The 19,744-nt window shown below is 50.5% G+C and carries 14 protein-coding genes; 2 read left to right on the forward strand and 12 right to left on the reverse strand.

Annotation, left to right across the window (positions count from 1 at the left end; translation table 11 throughout):
* The 5 genes from AC6EJC_RS18225 to AC6EJC_RS18245 all read right to left on the reverse strand — a co-directional run.
* The coding region (locus tag AC6EJC_RS18225) for an AAA family ATPase (protein WP_444955179.1) at positions 1 to 1,629 on the reverse strand (1,629 nt) is incomplete at its 3' end.
* Positions 1,626 to 2,810: an exonuclease SbcCD subunit D gene (locus tag AC6EJC_RS18230; protein WP_444955180.1), complete on the reverse strand. Its 1,185-nt coding sequence runs from the start codon at positions 2,808 to 2,810 to the stop codon at positions 1,626 to 1,628. The genes AC6EJC_RS18230 and AC6EJC_RS18225, both read right to left, overlap by 4 nt.
* A gap of 28 nt (positions 2,811 to 2,838) precedes the next feature.
* The gene (gene addA, locus AC6EJC_RS18235) at positions 2,839 to 6,999 is read right to left on the reverse strand and encodes a helicase-exonuclease AddAB subunit AddA (RefSeq protein WP_444955181.1); all 4,161 of its coding nucleotides are present in this window, start codon (positions 6,997 to 6,999) and stop codon (positions 2,839 to 2,841) included.
* Positions 6,996 to 10,562, reverse strand: coding sequence for a helicase-exonuclease AddAB subunit AddB (addB, locus tag AC6EJC_RS18240; RefSeq protein WP_444955182.1), 3,567 nt, complete (start codon positions 10,560 to 10,562; stop codon positions 6,996 to 6,998). Before addB ends, addA begins: the two co-directional genes overlap by 4 nt.
* A 245-nt stretch (positions 10,563 to 10,807) precedes the next feature.
* A complete protein-coding gene (locus tag AC6EJC_RS18245) occupies positions 10,808 to 12,187 on the reverse strand; it encodes a class I SAM-dependent rRNA methyltransferase (protein ID WP_444955183.1) in 1,380 nt (459 codons plus the stop codon).
* Positions 12,188 to 12,714: 527 nt separating this feature from the next.
* Between AC6EJC_RS18245 and AC6EJC_RS18250 the strand changes: the two genes are divergently transcribed.
* Complete coding sequence (locus tag AC6EJC_RS18250) at positions 12,715 to 13,737, forward strand: Na/Pi cotransporter family protein (RefSeq protein ID WP_444955184.1); 1,023 nt, start codon at positions 12,715 to 12,717, stop codon at positions 13,735 to 13,737.
* Here AC6EJC_RS18250 and AC6EJC_RS18255 read toward each other — a convergent pair.
* The 5 genes from AC6EJC_RS18255 to prmA form a co-directional block, all read right to left on the reverse strand.
* Positions 13,727 to 14,161 (reverse strand): NUDIX hydrolase, encoded by a 435-nt coding sequence (locus AC6EJC_RS18255; RefSeq protein ID WP_013311157.1) that lies wholly within the window; start codon positions 14,159 to 14,161, stop codon positions 13,727 to 13,729. The genes AC6EJC_RS18250 and AC6EJC_RS18255 overlap by 11 nt on opposite strands.
* A 104-nt stretch (positions 14,162 to 14,265) precedes the next feature.
* Positions 14,266 to 15,609, reverse strand: a complete 1,344-nt coding sequence (gene mtaB / locus AC6EJC_RS18260; protein ID WP_444955185.1) for a tRNA (N(6)-L-threonylcarbamoyladenosine(37)-C(2))-methylthiotransferase MtaB — start codon at positions 15,607 to 15,609, stop codon at positions 14,266 to 14,268.
* 1 nt (position 15,610) lies between these two features.
* A complete protein-coding gene (locus tag AC6EJC_RS18265; protein WP_444955186.1) occupies positions 15,611 to 16,375 on the reverse strand; it encodes a 16S rRNA (uracil(1498)-N(3))-methyltransferase in 765 nt (254 codons plus the stop codon).
* 285 nt (positions 16,376 to 16,660) lie between these two features.
* On the reverse strand, positions 16,661 to 17,353 hold the full coding sequence (locus AC6EJC_RS18270) for a site-2 protease family protein (RefSeq protein ID WP_023989504.1): 693 nt from the start codon (positions 17,351 to 17,353) through the stop codon (positions 16,661 to 16,663).
* A 2-nt stretch (positions 17,354 to 17,355) separates the two neighbouring features.
* Positions 17,356 to 18,321, reverse strand: coding sequence for a 50S ribosomal protein L11 methyltransferase (gene prmA, locus AC6EJC_RS18275; protein WP_444955187.1), 966 nt, complete (start codon positions 18,319 to 18,321; stop codon positions 17,356 to 17,358).
* A gap of 197 nt (positions 18,322 to 18,518) precedes the next feature.
* Here prmA and AC6EJC_RS18280 point away from each other — a divergent pair, with 197 nt between their 5' ends.
* Entirely contained in the window at positions 18,519 to 18,938 is a 420-nt protein-coding gene (locus AC6EJC_RS18280; protein ID WP_444955188.1) for a hypothetical protein, read from the forward strand.
* A gap of 84 nt (positions 18,939 to 19,022) precedes the next feature.
* Here AC6EJC_RS18280 and AC6EJC_RS18285 read toward each other — a convergent pair whose 3' ends face one another.
* Positions 19,023 to 19,208, reverse strand: coding sequence for a YfhD family protein (locus AC6EJC_RS18285; protein ID WP_444955189.1), 186 nt, complete (start codon positions 19,206 to 19,208; stop codon positions 19,023 to 19,025).
* 24 nt (positions 19,209 to 19,232) lie between these two features.
* The gene (locus AC6EJC_RS18290; RefSeq protein ID WP_444955190.1) at positions 19,233 to 19,607 is read right to left on the reverse strand and encodes a hypothetical protein; all 375 of its coding nucleotides are present in this window, start codon (positions 19,605 to 19,607) and stop codon (positions 19,233 to 19,235) included.
* Between the last annotated feature and the right edge of the window lie 137 nt (positions 19,608 to 19,744).

Genomic DNA, 19,744 nt, shown 5'->3' on the forward strand with positions numbered 1-19,744 from the left:
GCCGCACACTGCGCACGGCTCACCCTCGCGCAGCTCGGCGGCAAGGTGCTGTGCGAGACGGCCCAGCTCCTCGGCGCGGAGCTCGTGGCGCAGTTGCTCCTCCTCGGCAGCCAGTGCCGACATATCGGCGGTGATCTCTGCCTCCAGCGTCAGCAATGCCTCAATGCCTTCAGCCGCCTGTGCAGCTAGGGCAGAACGCCGCGACTCCGTCTCCTGCGTCTCCTGCTCCGTTAACTTTAAACGTTCGTCAGCTTGCGCAAGCCGTTTCTCCTGAGCGGCGTACTCCTGTTCAGCTTCACGCAATTGCTCATTCGCGATCTCCAACTGTTGCAGTCGTTGCACAGCCTCTTGCAGCATACGCCGCTCATCTGCCCGCACTTCATTTTGCTTTAGCTCCTGTTGAAGCTCCTGCTGACGCTTCAAACCTCGCGTCTGTAGCTCTTGTTCCTTTGCGAGTCCTTCGGCATGTTCAGCAAGGGTTTGTTCGCTATGCACAAGCTCGGCCGCCAGACGTTCCCGTTCGGTACGCAACGCTTCCGTATCACGCTCCAGTTGAAGCGCCTGCTCTAGTTGGTCGATCCGAAGCAATAGCTTCGGTTCTTCGGCACTGAGTGCTTGCCGGGCCTGCTCATCTGCTTGCGCAGACACAAGCGCCGCCTCCTGCGCGGAGGCGGCCAGAACTGCCACTTCTTCGGCAGTCTTTTGCCGTTTTTCCGCTTCAGCAACGGCTTCCTTCCAATCCGTCAGTGCAGGCAGCAATGCCTCGGCTGCAGATGCTTGTCGCAGCTTACGCTCCAGCAAAGCAATACCTGGCTCTTGTGCTGCCATCTCCTCCAGCTCGTTCGCTCTTCGGCTAAGCTCGATGACCAGCTCACGTGTTTTGTTCAGAGCCTCCGATTCACGTGAAACACGCTCTAGCTCGCGGCGCGAAGCCTCTGCATTGGCAAACGCCTCTTTGAGACGCAGCTCTACAAGTTTAAGCGCTTCAGCACTCGCATCCCCCAGCCCTTGCTGCTCCGCTTCCAATGCTTTCAGTGCGATGTCATTGTCCTTCACACGGCGGCTCAGCTTCTGTGCAAGTTGATCTCCGTACTTCTCCAGATGGAATAAACGCTGTAGCATCTGTCTGCGTTCGCTGCCCTTTAAGGACAAAAATTCCGCAAACTTTCCTTGCGGCAATACAACAGCGCGTGTAAAATCGTCCATTTTCAGGCCGATATACTCCTCCACACAGCGCGTCACATCCTGCACCTTGTCGGCAAGCACTTCCTCGCCGTCCTCTGTATACGCAATAAAGCGGCTAAGCGTATTATTAACCGATACGCCTCCAGCGCGTTTAAAACGTCGTTCTACACGATAACGGCGAGGTCCTTGAGCTGACATTAATTCAAACGTAAATGCAACAGACAACGTATCCTCGGCATGATTCATAATGCCTTGAGTACCATTCACCGCCCGCTCCACTTTACCGTACATAGCCAACGTAATGGCATCCAGCAACGTTGATTTGCCACTACCGGTTGGGCCAAAAATTCCAAACAGTCCCGTTTCGGTCAAATCGTCAAAACGAATTTCCTGCGACTCCCGGTAGCTTTGCAACCCCGCCAGTTTCAGAAGGATCGGTTTCATACATCATCCTCCTCAGCGTGGTCCCTTGCATCATCCTGTTCCACCAGTTCCAGAAACAACTGCACTAATCCGTCATCCGGTTGTGCTCCGCCTGTCTGCCGCTGATAGAATGCCCGGAACAGCTCATGAACCGGCAGTTCTGATCGTTGGTGCTCCAACTGTGCGGCAGCCATTTCTGGATACATGGGGCGAATATGAATGATGCCTTCACGGCTTTTGCGCAGCCGCTGAATATCTCCCATCGACATCGCTTCATCCAGCGTAATTTCCAGATCAATAAAGGCATCGGCATCCAGTCCTTCGTCCAGCCAGCGATATACTTCCTCCAGACCTCCCCGTGCGCGCCACCTCACTAATGGGCGTCCACTGGTAATATACAATTCCTCGACCTGTGCAGGCTTGCCTGCAACCACGTCAATTAACGTAACCGATTTGGCTTGTCCGGCTTCAGAAAAGCTATAAGCCAGCGGAGAGCCACTATAACGCATCAGCCCGTCTCCCTTCACATATTGGGGACGATGCAAATGTCCCAGAGCCGTATACTGCGCCCCAATGCTCAGAGCAGACGGATCTACGGTATAAGCTCCCCCGACCTGAATCGGGCGTTCCGAGTCCGACTCCAGCCCGCCGAGCACATAAATATGGCTCATCGACAAATTAACGGTGTCGGGCCGAAACGCTGTACCCAGCTGTGACATCAGCATACCTACACGGCGGCTATAGGCCTCGCGTAATACTGTTTCATCTCCGTCTTCAGACAATAGCTCGTTCAGACGAGACTCGGAGGGATATGGCAAGGCTGCAATGCAAGCCATTTCGCCCGTTCGCGGTGTATGAACACGTACCGCTTCGCCACTGGGCAGTCCCAGCAATGTTATTCCACGCCCGCTCACCAGCGGCGTGACCGAGGATACCCTTTCCGGCTGATCATGATTGCCCGCAATGACGACCAACGGTCTTCCTCCAGCCGTAAGACGGGCAGATGTTTCATAAAACAATTGCTCGGCGGCGGCCGAAGGATTGACTGAGTCGTACACGTCTCCAGCCATCATAATCAAATCGGCCTGCTGATCGTCAGCCATTTTCGCCAATTCTTCCAAAAACGCCTCCTGTTCCTTCAAACGGCTGCGTCCTTCCAACGTGCGACCCAAATGCCAATCACCTGTATGCAAAATCCGCATGCTATTCCTCCTCTCCCTATCTATATAACTACAGCCGTACACTCTCTCCAGCCTCTAAAAAATACAGCCACTTCTCAGCAACCTTTTTGCCTGTAATCTCTTCGATCACACGGGCATACAGCTCCAATTGAAAACGATATTGGTCCGTTAAATGTGACAGCGTACGATATTCGGATATCTGATCTGTTTTATAATCCAGCAGCACGAGTCCTTCGGGAGTTTCAAACAGACAGTCAATAATCCCGTTCATCAGCACTTTATCGTCGTCCTGCACACCTTCCGTATCTGTCTCTTGTCCTGGCAGCACCGATGGTAAGCTGTGGTTCCAGTAATCGGTTGCCCGCATGGTATAAGTAAACGGAAGCTCACGTTGAACATGGGATGCCCCCAGCATTCTGCCACCCAGCTCACTAGTGAAAAAACGTAATATTTTATCCGTATCCAGCGCCTTTGCATGAACATCCAGTAACATGCGCTGATTCAGCAAACGAGCCTTTGTTTCCTCAATAACCTCAGCGCTCATCACCCCATCTAGCGGTAAATGCAGCAGCAACGTATGATAGACCGTTCCTCGTTCCGTTGGAGTCAGTCTCTGATTTCCCATAAACTTAGGTCTGCGCAAGTGTAATTGACTGCCCCCAGTATGAGAATCTTCCCTATCCTCCGGTAACTCTGCTAGTAAGGAGGTAGAGAGATTCAGCCAATCGTCCGATCCAATCTCCTGCATTTCCAGCCATCTTTTCATCTCGGTAACTGACGTATTGGCTGCCGTCTTGCCGGCCCGTTCATACGGGTAGGTCCAGGAAAGAGCAGCAGCAATATCCGTTTCACTCCCTACGGTCATGCCTTTAGGCTGATCCAATATAGACTCGGATTCCTCACCAAAAAATACATTCTCTACAGTAGCTCCACTAACGGTTTCCACATCTGACTTGTCTCCGGTCATTTCTTCAAATGAATTTGAACCAGACGAAGTCCATCTTCTGTTGATTGGCTCCGCATTTCTCAGTGCTTCTGTCTTCTGTTGGCGCTCTTCGCCCGACACCTCTTCCTCATGATCTGAGTTCACACGAGAGCCGGAAAGTGTTTCCGAAGCTACGATTTTAAATAACCAGTCTGTCCCCGGCATGTGTACCAGCCTGTGATAGTACCCATCCTGACTACCTGCCGCTTCCCTCAACGCAATAGCAGAAGGATGCCGAATCAAAGCGGGACCTATCCAGTCCAGATAGCTGCGGCCTGCCGCCAGCATATAGTCTGGTAAGACAGTTTCCGTATGTTCTTTGGCACGTGCCCAACCCGCTGCGCGCGAAGCGAGATCCTTCACCGTTCCGGTCATAATAAGCTTTTCACGCGGACGCGTAAGCGCCACATATAACACCCGCATTTCCTCAGCCAACAGCTCCAGCTGTGAGCGTCGGCGGATCGCTAAATTAGGCAGCGTAGGGTAGCTGACACGGTTTTGTTCCTCTACATATTTGGGGCCAAAACCCAACTCCTTGTGCATAAGAAACGGCGCGTTCAAATCCTGCTGATTGAACATTTTTGCCGTCCCAGCAATAAACACGACAGGGAATTCAAGTCCTTTACTTTTATGAATTGTCATAATGCGGACAGCCTGATCGGGTTCAGTCCCCCCGCTAATTGATCCTAAATCACCGCCTCGCTCCCGCAAACGGGAAATGAAGGTCAGAAATCGGAACAATCCTCGGTTTGACGTAGAAGTCTCATACTGTCTCGCTCGGTCATATAACGCCCGCAAATTGCTTTGACGCTGTGAGCCGCCAGGCAGTCCGCCCACCCAATCCAGATACCCCGTTTCCTCCAGCACATTCCAAATCAATGCACTTAAGCTACCTTGTCTGGCTTCCTGCCGCCATGCTTCCAAATTACGCAAAAATGAACGTAGTCGGGCAGACAACGTATTCCCGTCATTTCTATTGCCAAAGCCAGATGAAGATAACGAGTCCTCAGTGAAAAGGTCCAGCTCCATGATGTCAGCAGAGGTCCCTTTTTCGCTCTCCTCCAGCTGGTCAGCCTCTGCTGCCGCCAGCAAAGCGCCATAAAACAATCCATCCGGCTTCTCCAACCGGATTTGTGCCAGTTCATCTTCGGTCAAGCCTACAATCGGCGAACGAAGCACGGATGCAAGCGGGATGTCCTGCTGTGGATTATCAATAATGTGTAATAGAGACAACATCACCTCTACTTCCGTTGCTTTAAAAAAGCCTGTCGTCTGCTCCCCGGAGGCCGGAATACCCTCAAGACGCAGTTCTTCCACAATTAGGGGGGCCCACACGCTTGCCGAACGAAGCAAAATGACAATATCGCCGTAGACTGCCGGACGCATCGCTTTTAATCCTTTGTCGTAAATCAACAGTGGTTGTCCAGTATCTCCAGTCAGCTCCTTAATCCGTTGCGCGATCGCACGAGCCTCTAACTGTGCCGTTTCCAACTCCGCAAGCTCGGCCAGCTCACTTTCCTGCAAAGCAGATTCTTCTCCCGTTTCGGATAGCTCCGAAGCCTCGGAAAGACCACGCCCGCCTCTATCAACTAACAGCAGTTCAGGTGCGTATGCAGATGCAGCGTCTTTCTCCATCTGCTCGGGATAGGATGCGCCGTGTACCAACCACGCTCGTTCATCGTACTCAATTTCCGCCACATCCACACTCATAATCTGGCGGAACACCAAATTGACCGCATCGACAACTTCCTCCCGACTGCGGAAATTACGCGCCAGATCAATCAAAAACCCATCTTCCTGCTCCTGCATACCGTACCGTTGATACTTATTTAAAAACAGACCCGGCTCTGCCAGCCGAAACCGATAAATACTCTGCTTCACGTCTCCTACCATAAAACGGTTACCCGGTTCCTCGCGTGATACTAGCCTAACAATATCCTCCTGTACGGTATTCGTATCCTGATACTCATCCAGCAGCACCTCGTCGAATTGCGCCTTGTATTCGAGCGCAGCGTCGGAAGGTAGTAGCTTGTACGGCGTAGAGTCGGGATGTCGTAATATTTTCAGACAATAATGCTCCAAATCCCCGAAATCCACCAGCCCTTTTGACTGCTTATGCTGTTGAAATCGTTCCCCGAATACAATCACGGTTTCTACCAGTTCGTCCATCAAAGGAGCCGTCGCATGCAGTTCCTCCAAATAAGCTTCTGCTCTCCTACCGAACAGGGAAGCCTTCATATCTGTAATCATTTTTTTGGCTGCCTCGCGCAGCGTCTTAACCCGTTCCTGCAATGCAGGCTCGGTCTGATCTTTTTTGACCGGCTTGAGCTTACCGAAGGACGCTGCCTGAAAATGATCATACAGGGATGCCCACGGCTGTGTCTCCAACTCCTGCAGCAATCCCTTCACCATGGCCGCATCCTCTTGCAGCGTCACGGCATAAGGTGCGGGGCCGCTGGGCTGCATAGCTGTTTCATGTGCCTGTTCCAACAAGCTAGCTGCTCCACGTAGAGACAGTGCGGCATCCGCCAAAATGCTGCGAACCCAGGGAGTCTCTCCCAAAGCGGCTACATCCTGTACACGAAATGCTGCTGCCGTCTCCCGCAGCCAATGCTCGGGCCAAGGATGACTTTGAGAAAAATCATACAACCGCTGAACAAGCACGTACATTGCATCATCGGTGCGTTCTCCACTAAACCAGTCGACCAGTCTGCGGAATGTACTGCCTTCATCATGAGCCTCATATTTCTCCTCAAACAGTTCTTCCAGGAGCTCCTGGCGCAGCAATTCTGTCTCATGCTCATTCATAATCCGAAAACCGGGATCAAGGGGAATGTCCTGATAATGCCTGCGGATGACCTCCATACAAAATGAGTGAAGCGTCGTAATCGAGGCCCGATTCAGCAACGATAGCTGGCGGCGTACATGCTCACTTTCCGGTTCCTGTTCCAGCACACGTTCCAACGCTTCGCGTATCCGTTGACGCATTTCGGCGGCTGCAGCCTTCGTAAAGGTCGCTACCAGTAACCGATCCACACTGAAGCCGAGCTGGGGATCGACGATTTTACGAATAATACGCTCTACGAGCACCGCTGTTTTACCAGACCCTGCCGCTGCCGCGACCAGCATGTTGTTACCGGATTCCGAAATGGCACGCCACTGGTCATCACTCCACATACTGCCTTCCGGCTTCGGCATGCCTTTAGTGTTTGACGTGCCTATCATTGGTCCATTCCTCCTTTCCCTTCCTGTGTATGACCCAGCAGATTCCAGATCTGATCCTTACCCGGTTTACCCCATTGATTGTAGCCACTGCCCTCCAGACTGTCGTCAAATTGACAAACAGGCTTAAAAGAGCAGAAGGTACATGCCGTCTCTTGCTGGATACGATAAGGTTCAATGGCCACATCGCCCTCTGTCATCCGTGTTCCAATCGTTCGAATATTATCGCGCACCGAAGCTAGCAGACTATCCCACTGTTCCGGCGAAGCAACCGAAGCACTGCTATAAAAACTGCCGTCTGCTTTCACCGCAACAGGTAAAATAGAGGAGTATCCCTTGTCCAATGCTGTATCCATTTGTCCAACCACATCCCGATCCGCGAGCAATAACCCCTTCATCTTAAAACGTTTCAAAAGCTCCTGACGGGCCTGTTCTGCGCTAAGACCGTTAGGCGACTGCAACATCGGATTGTGGACGTGAAAATACAGTGTACCCGCTGGATAAGCAGTCTCGCCCAACCATTCCTCCGCCGCATTCAGCAGCACGTCCAGGTACGTGAGCATTTGCAGGGACAAGCCATAATACACCTCATGAAGTTTGAGATCCTTTTGGCTGGACTTGTAATCGATGACACGCAAAAGTAACCCCTTTTCTCCCTCTGCCACATCTACTCGGTCAATCCGTCCAACAATTTCCATTACAACGCCGTTATCTAACCGGAAGCTTAACGGAGGAAGCTGCTGACCCGGCCCAAAGTCCAACTCCAGCCCAATTGGCTCAAAGCTACCTCTCCGCGCATGTTCACCCAAAATCAACGAAGCACGGCTCACGATGTCTTTCAACTTGCGCAAAATGTAGCCATACCGCTTGGAGCTCATTAAAATCTCGCCTTGCAGACGAGGAGCCAGACGCTCCACTGTACTTTCCGCCTCTTGGCGGCATTCCTCGGTGCTGAGACTACCCCAGCTGACGTTGCGTTTACGCAAATTGATTGCCATCTCTCCAAGCGCTGCATGGAATAATTGTCCGATATCCGGCGCCTTCAGGCGATACATTTGACGTTCTTTCAAACGAAGACCGTGAGAGGCAAAGTGCGAAAACGGACATGCTACAAAACGCTCCATACGAGATACGCTGGTACGCAGCTTGCTGCCGTACAGACGGCGGCTCGTTTCCTTCTGCATTTCGGCATGGTTTTCGTAAAAAAGTGAGGTCAACAGCTGGCGAAGCTTGTCCTTCTCACGCCCTTGCTGGCTGGCATACCAGTTATATACCTCCCACCAGGGGGATAAAATGTCACCGCCACGCCGCCAATGCCGTAATTGCGCAATGAGCTGCGGCAAAGCCTCGGACGGATGGGAAGCATACTCCCATTGCGTCGTCCAAGCGTCCCCAGGCAAAGGGTATCCAGCCAGCGGACGTTCGTCCAGACCAGGAAACAGTTGCCGCACATGTCGTACTAACTCTGACGGCAGCAACGACTTCCCTTCTTCATCGGTCACTGCATAGCTCATCCACAGGCTTTTACCGGCTGAGGTAAGGGCCGTATAAGCGAGAAAACGTTCGTCCAACAGTCGTCTCGTCATGTCCGGCGCCAGCTCTACACCTCGCTCGTTTAATGCCGTACGCTCCTGCTCATTCAGAACACCGTCCTCGTGGAACACAGCCGGCATCACACCTTCGTTCATACCTAGCACAAAGGCATGTTGAATACCAGCTACACGCGTACGGTCCGTGTTTCCGACCAGAACCTGATCCAGAGCTGGTGGAACAAGTCCCATACGGAACTCAGCCAATCCCGTTTCCAGCACACCCGCAAACAAAGAAGTATCCAGTCTCTCGTCACCCATCATTTCGACGATTTGATCCAGTAGTTCAAGCACCGCATCCCATACCTGACGATGCTCCTTCGCCTGCTCAGGATTTCCTGCTCCCTCAGCCTGATGAATGAAGGCGTCCAGCTTGTGGCCGATTTCTGCATCCTCCAGCAACAGATACACCGCTTCACACTTCTCAAGCGCAGTTCGTGCCTTACCCATACGTTTCTCAAACGCACGTAAAGGCGTCACGATCACATCCCGGCACAGCTCCATCAAATCCAACGTTTCATCCCGTTGACGATTCCGTTCCTGCTCCCCCAGCTCCAGCGACAAGCTGGGCACAGCCTGCCAAGGCCGACCGTCTGTCCAACGGCTGCCTTGTATTCCGCACGCCAGTACATAGTTTTCCAGACGGTCCATCTCCTCGCGGCTCACCCGACCATCCAGCGGCAGTAGAAGGTCTGTTTTGACCGCACGAAATACATCCTCATATCGCCAACGCCGCTGCACGATATCCAGCGAAGCCCGAATCAATTCTACCAAGGGATGATGCAATACACTTCTCCGCTGATCCAAAAATACCGGAACATCATATTGCTTGAATATCGGTTCCACCCAAGGCTCATAATCTTCAATATGACGCACAAACAGGGCCATCTCCCGATAACGCGCGCCCTCATCTCGGGCCAGACGACGCATTTCGCGTACAGCCCCTTCCAACTCAGCGCGGCGATTCGCCGCAGCATACAGTTTTATGCCTTCCGGCTGTTCTTCTGTCCACTGCTCTCGTAGCTGCTGCAGCCGCATCCGTTGTTCCTGATTTCGCAGCCCTGTACGATATTCGAAGTTAGCCTCCAAATACGCCAACGCCGGACGTTCCTTAAATCTCGGCAGCGGATCAGGGCGCAGTAATTGTGTCTGCGTCTCTATCATCAGCTCGTCTGCCATTCCTTTGAGCTTTACATACGTAGCCGCTGAGGGATGAAACAAATCCAGCTCATGCGGAAGCTGTCCGCTCTCGTAGCTGCGGCTGCAAGTCAGCGCCACCGTCAACGAAGAAGCGTGCAGCATAAGCTGCTCCACCACCTTGTATTCATGCGGTGTAAACCTGCGGTAGCCATCCATCCAAATATCTGCTCCGCGCACAAGGGAAGACTCGGCAATCTGTTCTGCCAGCATGCGCAGCGTATCTTCACCGTCAATATATCTAAGCGTCAGCTCTCGTTCAAAATCTTCATAGATTAGACTGATATCTTTGAGCTTGCCGCGCAAAATCGGAGTTGACTCCCCCGCAGCATTCATTCGCTCCAGTTGCTCCGGTACTGACCGAGTATCATTTCCGTACTGCTTTAGCTCCGTAAACAACGTATTCAACCGATCTACAAAGCCGAGCTGGTCTCCCGAATCCTTAAACAAACTCAGTTCATCCTTGCGACGACGAATAATTTTATATAAAAGCATCTTCTTGCCTTCTTCCGTTACAGGCACCAGTGCTGAACCCCCGGTTTCTTGCATGACTAAATAGGCAAGACGATGAAATCCCATCACTTGGGCGCGCACCGACCCCTGAATACCGTTTCCGGCTTCTGTAAGCAACGCATGTTCAGAAGCAAATGACGATTGCTCCGGTACAAGTAACAGCATAGGCTTACCTAGCGGCTCCTCGCGTAACATAGACGTCATTTCATTGCGGATTAACGTACTTTTACCACTACCAGAGCGGCCAATCAACAAGCGGACCGACATGATGCGGCCTCCTTTCCAACGAACAACATTCTATTAAACAGTATAGCATATCAGGCAAGGGAGAAAAGAACGTACGTTTGCCATGTTGTAGCAATTGATCCCCCCTCTAAAAAACAAACAGTCCCGCAGGTTGGCTTGGTGCATGCCTTCTCTACAGGACTGATTTATACCTAAAACGAGTTTATTTTACCTATTTCACCTATTTAACCACCAAAAAGGTGGTTGACTTTGGCTTTGTTTGAAACCTACAGCTGTGTCCGGCTGCGCACCTCAAAGATGGCGAATTTCAAATAATGGCCTTCCTCCACACCCAAAATTTGAGGATGGTCCTTACCAGCCGCTCTCCAATCTACCAGGCGGAGGATTTTGCCAGCATCTGCCGCCGCTTCCTTAATCGTGTCCAAAAACAGCTCCGGCCGCATATGGAACGAGCAGCTTGCCGTCACCAAATAGCCGCCCTCATTGACGAGCTTCATCCCGTGCAGGTTGATATCTTTATATCCCCGTGTAGCTCCTTTGACAGCATTCTTCGTTTTAGCAAAAGCTGGCGGATCAAGAATGACCACATCAAAGGTGCGTCCGCCACCTGCTGTCAGTGGCTTGGATGTATCTCCTTTGCCCCCGGCTCGCGCGTTGCGTTCCTCTACACCTTTAACCTGATTGCGCAAATATTGAAAAGCATCGTCGACGACAAACTCGACGCGTTCCTCAAAACCGTTCAGCTTGACATTATCCCGCGCACTTTCAATCGCATGCTCAGAAATATCAAGACAAGTTACTTTTTTAGCACCGTATTTACAAGCATTGAGCGTAAAGCTTCCCGTATGTGAAAAACACTCCAGTACGGTTGCTCCGTCCCAGAACGGGAATTCAACAACCTTACCACTTTTATTCACAGGCTTCATGACCGTTGTGCCAGCATCCTCTGGGTCTGCCGCTACTTCTTGTAGCGTAATTCCGCTACGTGCTCCCCAACCTGTCATTAACGGCGCAATTGCTGCACGATTTTCACGCTGGTCAAAGAAATAACCAGTCTTCTGGCCCTCTACGATGTCGACCTTGATTTGCAAGCCATTTTCCGTCACCACCACATGCCGCGGGCAATCACCGTACAAAGGCCCCTTCGTCTGTTCCAATCCTTCCAGCTCGCGGATGGACACATCACTGCGTTCATATATACCAACAGGACCAACTACCTCAACGAGCGCATCCCTGATTTCTTCCCTGCGCCGATCCATGCCAAGCGTTAACAGCTGCACGACCAACACATCACCAAAACGGTCTACAATCAGTCCAGGCAAAAAATCAGCCTCGCCGTACACCAACCGATAAGCGTCTCCCCCGGTCACAAAACGTTCGCGGTGCTCCAGACAATTCCGGAAGCGTTTGGCAAAAAAGCTTTGGTCCATCGCTTCCAGCGGCTCATAGGACATCACACGCACTGTAATTTGTGAAGCCGGATTATAGTAACCTGTCGCCAAATAACGCCCCTGATGGTTAACGATGCTGACCAAATCGCCTGCCTCTGGATCACCCTCAATCTTGGCTATTTCGTTTTTAAACACCCAAGGGTGTGCGTGCTCCAGCCTTTTTTTACGGCTGCGTTCTAATATTACTGAAGGCAAATCCTTCACTCCCATTCTTGGATTACTCAAAGTCCTTAAAAGTGTGGTGTTCGATGGGGCGCAGCCCCGCGTTTCATTTGATCTTACGATCGCTGCTGCAACGGGATTTTTGAGATTAGGTAAAACATTTAAAGGTAAGAATCCCCCTAGGTTTATACTTCCGAAGCAGCTTTCCTTTGGAAAGCTTTCAGGCGAACGCTACCGCTTCTCCAGGTTCAAATGAACCACTGCGCTACTACCCGTCTTAATATCAACATCACACTTGTAAAACTTGTGAAGATACTACAACAATTATCGTTTCCATAAAAACGGCTCGGCCATGCTTGTCATGGCTGTCCTCTACAGATCATAGGCTGTTACATAAGCGTTTTAACGGTACTGTGGAGAAGCGATATGCTTCGGTCGTCGCTTAAAAGTCGCTGGTAAAGATATAGTGATTTCAAGGAAGTATCAAAGCACTCTAGGTTCACTACACTTACGTAGCATCTGAATTCAAACACTTTTCACCTAGAAAGGGGGATAAGCCCGTGTTTATACACGTTATTTTGCCGCTGTGCGGTGGGCTGCTTATTTTTTTGGGCGGGATGAAGCTGATGGAAGCAGCTCTCCGGCATTTGGCTGGCCCCTTCCTCACCCGCTGGCTGAACCGGGCCACCGTTTCCCCTTGGCGGGGTATGCTGTTCAGCTCAGGCATTACCGCTCTGCTGCAAAGCAGCACCGCCGTAACGGTGCTGACGATCGGACTGGTCAACGCCGGGCTGCTGACCTACGGCCGCACGCTCGGTATTATTCTTGGCACCAATATTGGCACCTGTCTAACCACTGAGCTGATGGGGCTCCAGCTCGGCAAGCTGGCTGTTCCGCTGCTATGCGGCTCACTGCTCTGCTGGAGCACCGCCGTCCTGTGGGGGGAAGCTGTCCCCGGCCGCCAGTATGCGTCTGACGGAGCTTCACCCGGCTCCAATGGGCTTAGCCGCCCACAGGCTGTACAATATATCAGCCTCGTCTTTGCCGGATTTTCGTTGATTCTGGCGGGTATCCGCGTGATGCAAACGGTCGGCCCCTGGATTGAACAGGCCGGACTATTCCGCTGGTTTCTTGATCACGCTGCGGCCAACATGTGGTGGGCCTTCGCTGCTGGAGCCTGCCTGACCGCACTGGTTCACAGTAGCGCAGCCGTCATTGGCATGGCGATCAGCCTTGCCGCTGCGGGCGCCTTGCCAGCTGATGTGGGGATCGCCATCGTCATCGGCTCCAATGTAGGCACCTGCGTAACCGCCCTGATTGCCGCTGTTGGCGGCAGCGTGTCCGGCAAATTTGTGGCCTGGTCCCACGTGCTGCTGAACGTAGGCGGAGCATTGCTCTTTATGCCGTTGATCCCTGGGCTGGAAATGGCGGCTGCCTGGATATCTACCGAGTCCGGAGCCAAGGTAGCCCATGCCCAAACCCTGTTTAACGTCATCAGCTCTCTGCTGGTCTTGCCCCTCTGCTATCTACCTGTATGGACACGTTTAGAGCATCGTATATCTCCCCACAGATTCAAACGTTAATTCCTAGCATGGACAGCGCCTTGCTCAAAATGACATCATTGTTGTCATATCCGCCCTGGCGCTGGAGACGCCATGCTTCCTCAGGCGTATGCCACGCAACTCCTTTAATTTCTTCGATCTGTGCCTGTAAATCCCCATCCAGTGCCTCTACGAGATAATAGTGGACTTCCTTATCCACTTCCCCAAATTCAGGATGCTGATACGTATAAGCAATCATATCTACATGCTGGATAATCCGCCCGTTCAACCCTGTTTCCTCGCGAATTTCACGTAAAGCCGTCTGTTCAATTGTTTCTCCCAACTCCATTTTTCCTTTAGCCAAGGATACCTTGCCATATCGGTCGGTAATGAGTTGAATTTCAAGCTGCTCCCCCTGTTTGCGAAACACAACGCCGCCTGCTGAAATTTCCTTTTTTGCTGCCATTCTGTAATCTCCTTTCCTTGCGCAACAAGGATTCCGTCCTCTCTGAAAGGAAAGGCGAAATCCTTGTTTGCCATCTCTATTGCCTGTTCAGGCTTTTTTTATTCTTACAGAGCTGTTTGCAGCCCGTTCTCCAGTACGCGGACCAATTGACCTTCACTTTCATTAACGCCCGCCTTCGTCAGTTTCACGCGGCACACCTTGCCCACCAGATCCTCAGTACCTTCAAACACCAGTTGAATGTAATTGTCACTGTAACCGTGAAGCATGCCGCTATCTTCGGTCCCTTTCGGCGCAACTTCCGGAATGACCTCCAGCACCTGACCGACAAACTTCTCAGCATACGCCAGTTGCATTTGCTCTGACAGTTCAATCAGCTCATGCACACGTGCATTTTTCACGTCTTCGTCCACCTGATCCTCCATACGCGCCGCAGGCGTTCCACTGCGCTTGGAGTACGGGAACACGTGCATTTCCGAAAAACCGATTTTTTTCATCAGCTCATAGCCATTGCGGAACATTTCATCCGTCTCCCCAGGGAAGCCGACAATCACGTCCGTTGTAATCGCTACATCTGGCATTGCTTTGCGAATCATAAGCATTTTGTTATAAAACTCTTCTGTGGTGTACTTGCGACGCATCCGTTTCAACACGGTGTCGTCTCCCGCCTGAAGCGGTATGTGAAAATGACGAACCAGCTTGGTGGAACGGTTCAGCACATCAAGCATTTTTTCATCAATCTGGCTGGCTTCAATCGAGCTGATACGAATACGCTCCAGCCCTTCCACCTTCTCCAAATCCCAAAGCAGATCAGACAGGTCATAGTTTTCCATGTCGTCACCATAACCGCCTGTATGGATACCTGTGAGCACAATTTCCTTGTAGCCCGCGTGCACCAATTGACGCGCCTGTGCAATAATGCTGGCGGCGTCACGACTGCGGGATAGACCCCGCGACCACGGAATGATGCAGAAGGTACAGAAGTTATTGCAACCATCCTGAATTTTCAAAAACGCCCGAGTATGATTAGCAAAATCAGGCACATCCATTTCCTCAAATACACGTGTTTTCATAATATTGCGCACGGCGTTAACCGGTTGACGTGTTTCTTGAATTTCCTGCACGAACGGAATGATTTTGTCCCGATCCTGAGTCCCGATAACGAGATCAACGCCAGGAATATCCATAATTTCGGCAGGAGAAGTTTGGGCGTAACAGCCCGTCACTGCCACTATGGCATCTGGATTCCGCCGAATCGCACGGCGAATGATCTGACGACTCTTTTTATCGCCGGTATTCGTAACGGTACATGTATTAATAAGGTAGACGTCAGCAGTCTGCTCATCAAAGTCCACCTGCTCATAACCTTCATTTTTAAACAGCTGCCAGATCGCTTCTGTATCATAAAAGTTTACCTTACAGCCCAATGTGTAAAATGCCACTGACGGCATACTAAACCCCTCCCATTTCTCCTGTCTCATATAAAATGCATGCCAATGCAGCCATACCTGCGGTCTCAGCACGTAAAATACGTCTTCCCAGTCCTGTAGACTGTGCCCCGGCCTGCTCGGCCTCCAGGCTTTCCGCTTCAGTAAAGCCGCCTTCCGGGCCTACCACCAGCAGAACACGCGGCTTGTTCGTCGACGCCCATTGTCCTGCCAAAGGCTGGATTACATCCCGTAGCTGCCGACCCTGCTCTTTTTCATAACAATAACATATCAAATCATACCCAGCAAAAGAAGCCAGAAGTTCTTTCCACGTCATGGGCGCGCTAATTTCCGGAATCCGGTTACGGTGGCTTTGCTCAGCCGCTTCCTTCACAATCTTGCGCCAACGCTCCAGTCGCTTGCCTTCTTTTTTGGCATCATACTGTACGACCGTACGCTCGGACAAAAACGGTACAAACCCGGTTGCTCCGATCTCTGTACATTTTTGCATCACCGTCTCCATCTTGTCTCCTTTAGGAAGACTCTGAGCGATGGTGACCTGCACATGTGGTTCAGAGGTCATCTCCAGCGGCTCAATGATCGTCGCCGTAACATGGTTCTGCTCAATCGTATCCAATGCAGCCAGCGCTTCCCTAGATACTCCGTCACTGACTATAATTTTGTCACCACTACGGCCCCGCATGACTTTGGCGATATGCCGCGCGTCCTCACCCGCAACAATCACGTGATCTTCCAGAAATTGCTCTGCTGGAATAAAATAACGCTGCATTCTCTCTCACACCTATTCCTGGATTTTGCAAAATTCGATTCCAGTCGCTCCAAAGTGCAATATCTAGACGAACTAGACCATTTCGATCTATATCTTGTTCATTGGAAGTCGCTTATTGGATTTTTGCAAAATCCTCATTCTAAAAATAACTGTTATCCACTGACGTTCCGTACAAAATCCGAATAAATCACCAAGCAACATCATATCATCTTTTGCGCCTGTATGACCAGTCTGTTCCCTCTTCCATTCAGGTTATACCTACCTATTCTCGTAAAAAAGGAGCCCTTAGGCTCCGAATAATCCAGTGATATAAAAAGAGAACTGCAAAAACTGTATATAAATCATCTGGGCCAGCGTGTAAAGAGGTTCAATCGTTACAGCTCGAACCTGCGGAATGACCAGTATAAGCAGAAAAATAAAGATCGACCACTGTTCAAATTGCTGAAGTTTACGGCGTACAGGAGTGGGGGCCACATCTTCCACAATCCGGTATCCATCCAGTGGAGGCAATGGGATCAAATTAAAGATAAACAAAAACAAATTTAAATTGATCAGTGCATTGATAAACAAATAGATTGCCTGAGCCACCCGCTGGTTCTCCATCCCCGGCAATACTTGAAAATGAAGGAGCACGGCATAGATCAGAGTAGTAACAAATGCAAGCAGCAGATTGCTCAGCGGACCAGCAGCCGATACGATAATGCCCATGAGGCGCGGACGGCTAAAATTGTCACGATTAACCGGAACCGGCTTGGCCCAGCCAAAGCCCCCGATCAACAGCAACAGCGTACCCAGCAGGTCAATATGCACTGCCGGATTTAAAGTCACGCGCCCAAGCAGCTTGGCTGTAGGATCGCCAAATTTATTGGCATAATACGCATGTGCAAACTCATGTACCGTAAACGATATGATCACAGCCAGCAAGTAAAATGGAAGAACATTTAAATTCACACGAAAAATATTTTGTAAAAAATCCATGCTTACCTCTTTCTCGCCACAAACGCCAGCCAATCTTCATCCCGGCTTATTTCAGCAATCTCAAAGCCAGCTGCTTTCAACGCGCTTTCGACAACCTCTTCTTTGTTCTTCCAAATCCCAGAAGCAATATAAATACCACCTGGTTCCAGGGCTTTATATACATCATCAATGAACAGCAAAATAATCTCGGCCAAAATATTAGCAACCACCAGCTTGACCGGCAACTGAATACCAAGCGTTGGATCGCTTGCATTGAGCACGGATAGCAAATCGCTTTCTTTAATGGTGATGCGTTCCTCCAGTCCGTTCAGACGCGTATTTTCCCGCGCACTGGATACCGCCACCGGGTCCAGATCCAAGGCAAGCACATGCTTCGCTCCCAGCTTTACTGCTCCAATGGCCAAGATACCGGAGCCCGTGCCGACATCAATGATTTCTTCTCCACCCTTAATCACAGATTCCAGCGTTCTCAGACAAAGTGATGTCGTAGGATGCGTTCCGGTGCCAAAAGCCATACCAGGGTCCAGCTCAATGATTTTTTCATCTTCACTCGCAGGCTCATAGTCTTCCCAAGTCGGTTTAATCGTTAGACGGTCCGACACACGCAAAGGCTTGAAATATTGCTTCCAGGCATTTGCCCAATCATCCTCATCAACTGTTTTCAGCTCATACTGAACCTCACCAGGGTCAATATCGAATGTTCTCAATTCTTCGACGCGCGGCTCAATTTGCGAACGGATACTGTCCATATCCACTTCTTCGGCAAAATAGCCTTTGATGATCGCTTGTCCTTCAGGAATGTCGTTCAAGGGGCGATCGTACCACTGTCCATAAGACGTATCCCGCGGTTTGTTGAGCGAACCGGATTCTTCAATGGAAACTCCTCCTGCACCTGCTTCATGCAGAAAATTCGAAATCATTTCGACGGCTTCCTCGCTTGTATGTATTGTAATTTCATTCCACAACATGGTTTACATTTCCTCCTCATTTCACATGCATACATTACATTGTACTATATACAAGCATATGAGTTCAAAAAAGGTAGTATCATCGGAGCAAACGATGTCTTTGCAGAACTTATGCATGTTGTCCACAGTTTTAGTCCAAGCACCCTTAACTCTACTACGTACCATATATTATATTCGAACAAAGGAGCGATTTAGTTATGGCAAAAACAGTTTTGGATTATAATGCTAGTGTTATCACACCTATTACCAATGGTATAAACCTTCCTGTTCCGATTTCACCAGCCGGACTTGGAATTGCTACGACGTCTGTATTTATTGATCCTGCTGTTCCTGGAGCCCTCAACAACCGGGTAGAGTTAAAAGCATCCATAGGCTTGCGTTTTGTTGGTGCGGGCAACATTAGAGTACTTGTACGGATATGGAGAGCTGGACAAGAAATTTATTACGGACTGGAGTCCAATATCTTTGACAACAACATTATTCTTAATGTCGAAACGGTAGATGTTGCGCCTCTGGGCGTGCAAAACTATCAACTGATTATTGAAAATCAAACGCCTGCGACTACTGCTTTCGTCTCCGGTCCTCTAGTTTTTAGCGCAACTGCATATAGCGGATAATTAATAGAAAGAGGAAAGAACACAAATAAGACGGGCTATCCCACAAATCAACCTTATTGATGGGGATACCCGTCTTATTGCATTCTACTCGCTGTCGTTTATAATACGCTGCTGACGACGGTCAGCTACTTCGCTACGCCGGATCGCTTCCAGATCCTCAGCATCTGCCTGCTCTGCCGAAAATTCAACATCCTCGTTTTTGACAGATTGCGCGCGTTTGATTTTCTCAGTTTTGGTCAGCACTTTATCAAACCGTTTGTTTTGAGACATCGGTCACTGCTCCTTCCAAACTTATCACAGCATTCCACCCGCTTGTTCCACGATGGACATCGCCTGATGATGAATGGATTCGTCCACCACAGCAGTCAACAAAATATCGCGGCCCGTCGGTCCGCCCTGTCCTCCATCACTCATGCCACTGGCAGCCGGATCAGCCGCAGCCAGTATTGCTGGAGTTGCATCTGTAAAGTCCACTCCCTGTGTTAGTGAGGACAAGCTGCTAATCTGTCCCGAAAATACAGGCAGTCCGGCGTTGCCGGTAGACTGTCGCGGATACCGGCTAAATCGGTCTATTGACACATCCGCTACCCGGAGAGCTTCCAGTTTTCTAGCGGCTCCCTGTGCTTCCTCAGGACTTTTGAAATACGCCAAAATATTTTTTTCGCCCATCCCAAAATCCCCCTGTGTAATATTGAGCGCAACTCCTGTTCAAGAACATATATCGTTACGCTTTGTTATATCCTGCTCATTGGCACGACTTTATATTCCCCACGAAGGTTAAACGGATGCAGGCGGTATCGAGAACA

The organism is Paenibacillus sp. TY11 (assembly GCF_059772165.1).